7 protein-coding genes are annotated in these 10336 nt (G+C 37.7%); 1 reads left to right on the plus strand and 6 read right to left on the minus strand.

The features are described from left to right. Positions 1-977 precede the first annotated feature (977 nt). From FNZ60_RS01200 to FNZ60_RS01210, 3 genes are all read right to left on the minus strand, one after another. Positions 978-1700, minus strand: coding sequence for a glycerophosphodiester phosphodiesterase (locus FNZ60_RS01200; protein ID WP_142415936.1), 723 nt, complete (start codon positions 1698-1700; stop codon positions 978-980). 200 nt (positions 1701-1900) lie between these two features. Beyond that, positions 1901-3457: a glutamine-hydrolyzing GMP synthase gene (gene guaA, locus FNZ60_RS01205; protein ID WP_142415937.1), complete on the minus strand. Its 1557-nt coding sequence runs from the start codon at positions 3455-3457 to the stop codon at positions 1901-1903. Positions 3458-3591: 134 nt separating this feature from the next. Continuing rightward, positions 3592-4878: an RsmB/NOP family class I SAM-dependent RNA methyltransferase gene (locus tag FNZ60_RS01210; RefSeq protein ID WP_142415938.1), complete on the minus strand. Its 1287-nt coding sequence runs from the start codon at positions 4876-4878 to the stop codon at positions 3592-3594. Positions 4879-5409: 531 nt separating this feature from the next. Between FNZ60_RS01210 and FNZ60_RS09570 the strand changes: the two genes are divergently transcribed. Beyond that, positions 5410-5556: a hypothetical protein gene (locus FNZ60_RS09570; RefSeq protein ID WP_185913392.1), complete on the plus strand. Its 147-nt coding sequence runs from the start codon at positions 5410-5412 to the stop codon at positions 5554-5556. Between the two features lie 175 nt (positions 5557-5731). On the opposite strand, the gene guaB is transcribed toward FNZ60_RS09570, so the two are convergent. From guaB to FNZ60_RS01225, 3 genes are all read right to left on the minus strand, one after another. Then, positions 5732-7231 (minus strand): IMP dehydrogenase, encoded by a 1500-nt coding sequence (gene guaB, locus FNZ60_RS01215; protein ID WP_142415939.1) that lies wholly within the window; start codon positions 7229-7231, stop codon positions 5732-5734. A 163-nt stretch (positions 7232-7394) separates the two neighbouring features. Further along, positions 7395-8966: a phospholipase D family protein gene (locus tag FNZ60_RS01220; RefSeq protein ID WP_142415940.1), complete on the minus strand. Its 1572-nt coding sequence runs from the start codon at positions 8964-8966 to the stop codon at positions 7395-7397. A 276-nt stretch (positions 8967-9242) separates the two neighbouring features. Further along, the coding region (locus tag FNZ60_RS01225) for a sigma-54-dependent transcriptional regulator (RefSeq protein WP_142415941.1) at positions 9243-10336 on the minus strand (1094 nt) is incomplete at its 5' end.

The raw sequence follows: 10336 nt of genomic DNA on the forward strand, positions 1-10336 counted from the left end.
ACAGGAACCACCAAAAGGTCAAATGAATTTGTTTCAGTTTATTCGTTTTCCTTATAGCGTCTTTCTTAATGTATTAACGAAACATGCGCTTATCAATATCTGAAAAAATCATAAGATTTCAATAAGAAAAGTAAACTGTAAAAAGATATAACACATCAATGTCACTCAATAGCGATTATTTGGGGTTATTATCTAGAGCTATTATAATACCTAAATTTACTTGTCTCAAAAAAGAGTGGTTTATTCTTTTATTTGTGTTCTATTAATTCCCTATTTACAATCTTTAAGATGAATTGTTTATATTTACGATATCATTGTTAAAGCAGAGTTTTTAAATTTATTAAGAGGTTATTGACATCTTAAGCTTCTGATACTCTCACCAAAATCACGATATTAATACTGCATTTAACAAAGAGGCATAGACTTTTGTCTTAAAATAAAAAGCCATTGTGAAGTACTTTAATAATCTCCGCCCTCAATGGAATGATGTTCTGTATGCAAAACAAAATGACATTATATTACGCATTTTCATGCTATTAAGAAACCTTTCGATAATCTATTAAGAGTTCCTAAAAATAGGATATAAAAGTCTCTCCGCTACAGTATATAAGACTTTTTGTATGCCATCATTTTACACTTCGTAAAAGTGCAAAATAGCACCATCAATAAGCCCCTAATGATGGAACAAGCTTTGCATTTGAAAACGTTTAAATGAATATTTTTATTCTTTTCTCAATAGTTTTTGTCCACACACCACCCCCATTTTTAATGGGCAAGCAAACGATTTTTGTTGATTCATTGTAAAAAAAATTTGAACGTGAGAAAATCTCTTGATATTAAGAGTTCTCCTTCAATATAAAGAGATTTTAATTACCATTAGAAATCAATGCGTTATCGTTTTGTAGAAGAAAGCACTTCCTACTATCTTCCATTACGCTGGCTTTATAAAGGTACAGGGATTTTATAAATGTATATTGTTATCTTTGTGCACGCAATTGTAATGCAAGATCAGGTTGATCTGTCGTAATATAATGTACAGGCATATCCAGCCAATGGGATAACCGAGCTTTCCCATTGATTGTCCATACCCCTACAGTAAAACCAGCTTCAAGAGCTGCTTCAATAAAACTCTGTGAAACAATAGAGCCATCTAAACTGAGATCAGAATAACCTAATTGTTTCCATTCAGAAAAATGACGATCCATATCACCTTCAAAATTATCAACACATGGACCAGATGATATTCCTGCTTCAATAAAAGGACGAAGAATCAAAGGATCAAAACTAATGGCAGAAACCCGCTCTGTTAAATTTCGGCTTTTTATGAGTGCAAGCGCTTTTTGAGATAAGATTGTTTCACGCTCCACTTCACCACATGTTTTGATTTCAAGATGCAACCCAACATTTGTTGGGGCTAAAAGATCAAGAACCTCTTCTAACAAAGGAGGTGCCTCGCAGCTCCCCTTCACGCAGAGTTGTTTGCGTGTTTCATTATCAACGTCGTGAATATATCCCTTTTTGCCAACCAATTGCTCTAAACGGAAATCATGAAAGACAACCACTTCACCACTTTTCAACAAATGAACGTCGCATTCAATCTCATCAGCACCTAACGCTATAGCGCTATTAAAGGCTGAAAGGGTATTTTCAGGATAGAGATAGGCTCCACCACGGTGTGCAACAATTTTTTTCTCAGACATGCAAAATTTCACACTTCTCAATTTTAAATGACAATGATTTTAAAGACTGTGGCTCTCAATGATATGAGCGTAAAGATTTTCAGAAAAGCTTATACACTCATAAACGAGAACAATCATTTTCTTAAGATCTTTTCTACATTTTTCTAAATATCCAGCTCTCAATCATATTTTATGCTTAAAAAGCTTATCCTTCATCTCAATTATTCCCATTCAATAGTACCAGGAGGTTTTGAAGTTACATCATAAACAACACGGTTAATGCCTCTAACTTCATTAATAATACGTGATGCTGTCTTGCTTAAAAATGCCATATCATAGGGATAAAAATCAGCGGTCATTCCATCGACAGATGTAACAGCGCGAAGCGCACAAACAAATTCATACGTGCGACCATCCCCCATTACACCAACAGTCTGAACTGGAAGAAGGACAGCAAAAGCTTGCCAAATTTCATCATAAAGACCAGCTTTACGGATTTCTTCAAGATAGATAGCATCTGCCTCACGTAGAATTTCCAATTTTTCACGGGTCACAGCCCCTGGACAGCGAATTGCAAGACCGGGACCTGGAAAAGGATGGCGACCAATAAATGGCTCAGGTAATCCTAACTCTCGTCCCAGCATGCGAACTTCATCCTTAAAGAGCTCACGTAATGGTTCTACAAGTTTTAGTTTCATCTGTTCTGGTAGCCCACCTACATTATGATGGCTTTTAATGGTGACCGATTGACCAATGGCAGAGACACTCTCAATAACATCTGGATAAAGTGTTCCTTGTGCTAAAAACTCTGCACCGCCTATTTTCTTAGTTTCTTCTTCAAAAACTTCAATAAAAAGGCGACCGATTGTCTTGCGCTTTTTTTCTGGATCTGTCTCACCTTTTAGAGCATTAAGAAATATATCGGCGGCATCAACGTGAATAAGTTCTATGTTATAGTGATCGCGGAATAATGTAAGAACTTCCTCCGCCTCATTCTTACGCATTAATCCATGGTCGACCAAAATGCATGTCAGTTGGTCTCCTATGGCTTCATGAAGAAGCACCGCTACAACGGATGAATCCACGCCCCCTGAAAGACCACAAATCGCACGACTTTTTCCAACTTGTTGTCGTATTGTCGCAATGGCCTGCTCGCGATAAGAAGCCATTGACCAATTGCCTTTAATCGCGGAGATCTTATGAATAAAATTTTGCAAAAGTTTTGTACCATCCGGTGTATGGATCACTTCAGGATGAAACTGTACCGCATAAAAATGCCTTTTTTCATCAGCAATGGCCGCATAGGGAGCTCCTTTAGAAGTTCCTATGACACGAAAACCTTCCGGTAAAGCTGCCACACGATCACCGTGACTCATCCATATTTGATAACGAGAACCTTTTTCCCATACTCCATCAAAAAGAACACTTTCTTCTTGGATTTCCAAAAAAGCACGTCCAAATTCACGCTCATGTCCAGCTTCAACCTTTCCTCCAAGCTGAACACACATGACTTGCTCCCCATAACAAATCCCCAAAATAGGAATACCGGCCTCAAAAATTTCCATTGGAGCACGCGGAGAACCTTCATCAATAACGGAATAAGGGCTCCCGGATAAAATAATAGCTTTAGGATTGATGCGGTGCAAAGCTTCTAAAGCCAACTGAAAAGGAATAATTTCACAGTATACTTCCATTGCTCGGATCCGTCGTGCAATAAGTTGTGTAACTTGTGAACCAAAATCAATAATAAGAACAGTGTCTGGATGTGATATGCTCATAGAAAACCAATCAACAATTGAAAAAGAGAACTTCATGAGAAGTTATGATTCAATCTTTCTCTTTTCACAAGCCTGTTTTCTTAAGAAAAAGATTATTCTCGCAAAATTTATAATAAAAAATGCAAAAATATGGATCAATGTTTTTTTTGCAACACAGATAAAAAGAAACCATCTGTTTGTGTTGTTGCAGGCGATAAAGTCAGTCCATAATTAGAAAAAACGGGTTGCACAGGCGAAGAACTAAAATATTTCTGCCAAAGTGTCTGCATATCGATTGGATAAAAATGAGAATGTTGTTGAAGGAAATGGGAAATTTGTTCCTCATTTTCATCTGCAAAAAGAGAACAAGTAATATAGACTAAGCGTCCATTTGGCTTAAGATAATCTATCGCCTCATTCAAAATAGCTCTCTGTTCTCTTTGACGTTGTTTTACCTGCTCTAATGTTAAACGCCATTTCGCATCTGGACGACGACGCCATGTTCCTGTCCCACTACAAGGTGCATCTAATAAAACTCTATCCATCTGACCTGTTAATGGCTTTAATTCTTCTTTTTGTGCGCGTGTTTGTACATTACGGACACCAGCGCGTCGAAGACGATCAAAAATAGGCGCTAGGCGTGCTTTATCAAAATCATAAGCATAAATTTGCCCACGATTGTTCATATCGGAAGCTAAAGCTAATGTTTTGCCACCAGCACCTGCGCAATAATCTAATACTTGCATGCTTTCTTGTGCATCCACAAGATGAGCAACAATTTGAGATCCTAAATCCTGTATTTCAAAGTGCCCTTTTTGAAAAGCTGGTTCCACTTGAACATTGGGATGGCGATCAAATTTTTCAATCGGAGCAATTCTTAAAGCTTGCCGAAACCACGCAAAAGATTGAAGTTTGGTTTTTGCTAACTCTTTTAGCACCTTTTCTGGTGTTGCCTTTAGGCTATTTACCCGTAAGTCTAAAGGAGGACGTGTTGCTAACGCAGCCGCTTCCACAACCCAATTATCACCAAATAAAGGATAAAGATGCACTTGACACCATTGAGGAATATCACCACGAATATAGTCTGGTGCATCCGTTAATTGCCGCCTTTGCCACGATTTGCGCTGTTTATTCTCTAATAATTGTGGAGCAAACCGGTCTCCTTCTAACGCACTGTCAATTTGCTCTAGCGTCATTTGTCCAGTATCTAATAAGGCAGCAAAAACAATATCCCGAATATCATCACTTTCCATACGCCATTGTAAAGAATATCGTCGTCTTAAAACATCATAAACGATTGTACCAATCGCTGCACGATCACCTGCTCCAGCAAAACGATGAGAAAGCCCCCAATCCTTTAAAACTTCTCCGACAGGGCGATGCCTTATTTCTATCTCTTTGAGAACATCTATTGCTGCTTGCAAACGCCCACCTAATCGCATTCATTTCTCCCATTAATATCATAAAATTCTAAACTATTTAGAAAATAGTATTATCTTCTTCTTGCCAATGAAACCTAAGCCATCAAAAATTTACATTCACTTTTAAAATGATCTGAGCATACTTTTTTATAAGTTTATAAGATCCAATTGAGTGTATCCAGATTTTTTCTTTCATCTCCTACTCTTTGACTTTTTATTCTTCTAAAAGACTTAGAATTCTTTTACGCTAAAAGATATTTTAGCCATCCATAAAGAACTTCTTTCCACCATGCCTTAAAAAATAAAACTCTTTATTACCATTGCGTAAAATGAAATTTTCTCGACTTATCTAAACAACAAGAAAAGTCAAATATCTTTCATCTTTTAAATGTTATCTCTCTCAAGAAAATAAAAAAATCTTCTAACAAGATGAAAGGGGTTCATCGTTCTTTCAATAAAAAATTAACTTTTTAGAAAATGCTTGGAACCACTATTTGGCATGACCGTTTTTATGGTACTGGCAACTGCCAGACAATTTAAAAGGAGAAAATAATGACTTATAACAATGGAAAAACAACTTCATCTAAAAGCCGTCATAATACAATGCCCTCAAACAATGGAAAGAAATCCATCCAAAGTGATCAAACAAACAATCGCCAACGTACGTCAAAGACGGAACGCAAGACAACAAAAAGTTAATTCTAATTTTATATAATTGACTTCATATAAGTCTTAACCGAAAGAATTAGAGCTTTAGCCTCTAATTCTTTTCTGGCTTATTATACCAAATCACAAACAGAAAAAAGCGCCGTTTCCCTTCTTTGTTGTCGGAAGATTTTACATCTATGCGATATGTTGCTTGGCTCTTATTCCTTCAAACGGGTCCCCGATAGTTTGGACTCTCCCGTGTGATCGAAACATCATGCGTATGGCTTTCATGGAGTCCCGCATTGGTAATACGCACAAATGTTGCTTTTTCACGAAACTCTACGAGATCTTTTGCCCCAACATACCCCATAGACGCACGCAGTCCACCAGCAAGCTGATGGAGAACTGATGCTATAGGACCTTTATAAGCCACCTGCCCCTCTACACCTTCCGGAACCAACTTCAATTCATCACGAACATCATCTTGAAAATAGCGATCTGCTGACCCTCGTGCCATAGCACCAACAGATCCCATACCGCGATAAGCTTTAAAAGACCGACCTTGATAAAGATAAACTTCACCAGGGCTTTCTTCTGTACCCGCTAAAAGAGAACCGATCATTGCTGCACAAGCCCCACCAGCTAAAGCTTTAGCAAAATCACCCGATGCTTTTATCCCACCATCTGCAATGATGGGAATACCTGCTTTTTCAGCAACTTCTGCCGCATTCATAATAGCTGCAAGTTGAGGAACACCGACACCAGCAACAATACGCGTTGTACAAATAGAGCCAGGACCAATACCAACTTTTACCGCATCTGCACCACTGTCAATCAATGCTTGTGTTGCTTGAGCTGTCGCGACATTCCCAGCAATGACAGCTGAAGAGGAAGCCATTTTTTTTATCCGTTCAACAGTTTCTAGCACACGCTGAGAATGTCCATGCGCTGTATCAATGACCAATACATCAACACCTGCGTCAATAAGGCGCTCAGCACGTTCAATTCCATCATTTCCAACACTACTTGCCGCTGCGGCACGCAAGCGCCCTTGAGAATCTTTAGCCGCATTTGGATTTAATTTTGCTTTTTCAATATCTTTAACTGTTATCAGGCCGACACAACGATTTTGTTCATCAACAACCAATAATTTTTCAATACGATGATGATGTAAAAGATATTTTGCTTCATTGAGTTGGACATTTTCACGCACCGTGATCAAATTTTCATGCGTCATTAATTCATAAATTTTTTGTTTTGGATCCGATGCAAAACGAACATCTCTATTGGTCAAAATTCCAACAAGTCGTCCTGCAGACTCACCTTTAACGCTATTTTCAACAACCGGAATACCTGAAATACCATGAGAGCGCATCAAAGCTTTTGCTTCTTCAAGTGTTGCATCTGGTCCAATTGTAACTGGATTAACAACCATACCAGATTCAAACTTTTTTACCTGCCGAACTTCTTCTGCCTGCTCTGCAGGAGACATATTACGGTGAATAACCCCAAGACCACCCGCTTGAGCCATAGCAATTGCCAAACGCGATTCTGTTACCGTATCCATAGCAGCAGAAAGTAATGGCAAATTGAGCTGAATATCAGCCGCAATGCGCGTCCTAAGATCCACTTGGCTAGGCATAACAAGAGAATGACCGGGCTGTAAAAGTACGTCATCAAAAGTTAGCGCCAATGCACCTGTCGCCGTTTCAACAATCTTTGCCATAGCAAAATTCCTTTATAATAAAATATTATAATAAAACACCGCAAGGAGCTTTAAAATACAACTGCGGTTCTCATACAAGATAGATTGGCAAAAAATTATGCCATGCTACAAACAAAATGAAAAGAAAAATAAATATTTTTTATGAAATGTGGTTTATAAAAATTTATAATTGTGATTCAATGGGTAACCAACTTATTATTTTTGCAAATGCGCGACGCCAAAAATTACTTTCTGGCTCATAATCAATGCTATATTTTTTTTCATTTTCAATAAAATCCCAATAAATACGATTATTATCACCAAGACGCAGATGATAACTCATTTCTTTGGTTGTTTCTTCAGAAAATAACAAATCTAGTCTTGCTGTAATGGGGGCACATTCAAAAAGAATGCCCATCTCTGTATTGAGCGCTGCTGATCTGGGATCAAAATTGAAAGATCCAATAAAAGCTGTTTTACGATCAACTAAAAAAGCTTTAGCATGTAAACTTGCCTTACTCGATCGAAACAATCGTAACCCATGGGTGTTGCCTTCCGCTTTTAATTCATAAAGCTTAACACCACTTTTCAACAGTGCCTTACGATACGGGACATACCCACCATGCACCAATGCTACATCGGTTGCGGCCAAAGAGTTCGTCAAAATTTTGACATCAACACCTTTTGAAACCAAATTGCTAAAATTCTGCGTACCAACTTTACCCGGAACAAAATAAGGAGATGTAATCTGAACCGTTTTTTGGGCATTGCCAATGACCTTCGAGAGAACCTTCATAAGCCAATTGCTCGCCTTTTTACGCAATGCTTTTTCTGGAGGATCAGAAAGAACAACAACGTTATCAGCTAAGAATAAACGCTTTCCTGTTTGGATAAAACAATCAAAGTTAATGTGCTCTTTGATATAATCCAAATAAACTTTTGCAACCTTAGAATCCCGAAATTTTCGTAATTTATCTTTCCAATAGCTAAGATCGCTTGCGCTTTTAGGAACAACCAAAGTATGAATGGGTAAAACAACAGCACTATTCCAAAAATCATCAAAAATACTTTCCACCTTTTTCACAGAGGGACCGATTAACATCAAATCTAAATCTCTAAAATGAGATTCTTCACCAGCATCAAAATAAGAATCTGCAAGATTACGTCCTCCTACAAAAGCGATCCTACCATCAACAATAAAAGCTTTATTATGCATTCTACGTGTTACAGTAATTGCCCGTAATATAATTTCTAAACCACGGCGCAAACCGCCTTTACGTGATCGCCCTGGATTAAACATTCTCACCTCAATATGAGGGTGTTTATCGAGCGCAATATAAGCTGGATCACGTGCCTGAGCGTTAATATCATCCAAAAGAAGCCGTACCCGAACGCCCCGATCAGCAGCCTCAACGATTTCACTTAATAAGAGACGCCCCGTTAAATCATCGTCCCAAATATAATACATCAGATCAAGGCTACGCCCAGCCTCTGCCGCACCTATTGCACGAACACAAAACGCATCTAAATTGCTGATGATAAGGGAAAGAGCATCTTTATCAACCCCCAATCCATTTTCTTCTTCAGCTAATTGACCGACAATACGATCAAACCTCGTTTCATCTTTCTTAATAGGCAATGCATAAGAACATTGCCCTTTAGCATTTTTCACAAAACGCCCATAGGTGTAGATTGCCAACACAGATGCAATAAAAAAAAAGAGGATAAAGCCAATAACAAACTGTAAAAGAGTCAAAGAGGATAAACTTTCTATTTTTACGCTATCGTATCACCAGTGATACAAACCACAATACTCAATCATTTTATCTTAACCGTGTAGCAGATAAAATGCTACTTCTTGCTTAAGAGAGTATAAATTTAATATTGATAATGCAAAAAAATTAGCAGAAAGATTAAAAAGCCTTAAACAAACATTGGCCTTTTATTTAACGGATGTAAATTAAAATAAAGTCTATACCCGCTACTTTTTTGAAATTCATGCTTGTTATCAAATAGAGAGTTTTTATGAATTTTACTGTCGTTCTTGATTTCTTATAGCTCTTAATTCTTCCATTTTTCTATAAAGTGTCGAGCGACCAATATGAAGCCGGCGCGCAATCTCACTCATATGTCCCTTATAATGTTTAACCGCTTTTTCGATAATATCATGTTCCATCTCTGCAAAAGTACGCACATGCCCATCAGTATTCAAAAACTGTATCGAGGCTTGTTCATCATCTTCTTGCATATTACCCTCAATGATATTTGGAACACTCATTAATGAATTTCCCATTAATTGCGGAAAATCTCGAACAGTTAATAACGGTCCTTCACTGAGCAAAATCGCACGAAATAAAAAATTTTCAAGTTCATTTCTATTGCCAGGCCAATCATATTGCATAAGTAAAGAAAGAGCTGATCCTGCTAAACCATGGACATGTGATCGTCCTGTTTCTGTGATAATGCGATTAATCAAACGCTGGGTAATCTCTGGAAAATCATCCCTTAACTCTCGTAAAGCAGGAACACTAATAGACGAATGGGAAAATTGTTCAAACAAACTATGCGAAAAACAGTTCTCTTTAACTAAGTCCTTTAAACGCGATGTTGAAATAGCAATAATCTGGAAAGGAAAAAGCTCTTCTTTTGTATTGTTTTGTCTTTCTTTAAGGTAATGAGCAAACCGTTTTTGCTGTATGGGTTCAAGTCGATCAATATCACAAAGGCAAAGTGTCCCTTTTTCAAGCGAAGAAACCAATGGAAGGAATTCTTGAAACCAATGCTGATTTTCTTTTTCTTGATCAACAATCGCTGAGCATTGAAAGCGAATGAAAGTGCCCTTTGAAAATAACCCCTCATGATGAATAATCCGAGCTAATGTCTCACGGCCTGTTCCAACTTCGCCTTCTATCAAAAGATTCTGTGAAGTCGTTGCTGCTATTCTTGATTGTTCTAAAACAATCTGCATCGCTCTACTTTTTATACAAAGGTCAGAAAATTTTAAATGATTCTCTTTCTGTCGTCGAATATCTCGAACCTCATGCTCCAAAGCAGAGATAAGAGCAAGAATATCCAAAGTAACTCTTACGCGTAATAATGTTACTGGATGAATCCAATAATCAATAG

It is taken from the genome of Bartonella massiliensis (assembly GCF_902150025.1).
GTDB classification, from domain to species: domain Bacteria; phylum Pseudomonadota; class Alphaproteobacteria; order Rhizobiales; family Rhizobiaceae; genus Bartonella; species Bartonella massiliensis.

Excerpts from the sequence above, each read along its gene's own strand:
- guaB (WP_142415939.1), bottom strand. The coding sequence starts at position 7,231 with ATGGCAAAGATTGTTGAAACGGCGACAGGTGCATTGGCGCTAACTTTT.
- FNZ60_RS09570 (WP_185913392.1), top strand. The coding sequence starts at position 5,410 with ATGACTTATAACAATGGAAAAACAACTTCATCTAAAAGCCGTCATAAT.
- FNZ60_RS01200 (WP_142415936.1), bottom strand. The coding sequence starts at position 1,700 with ATGTCTGAGAAAAAAATTGTTGCACACCGTGGTGGAGCCTATCTCTAT.
- guaA (WP_142415937.1), bottom strand. The coding sequence starts at position 3,457 with ATGAGCATATCACATCCAGACACTGTTCTTATTATTGATTTTGGTTCA.
- FNZ60_RS01210 (WP_142415938.1), bottom strand. The coding sequence starts at position 4,878 with ATGCGATTAGGTGGGCGTTTGCAAGCAGCAATAGATGTTCTCAAAGAG.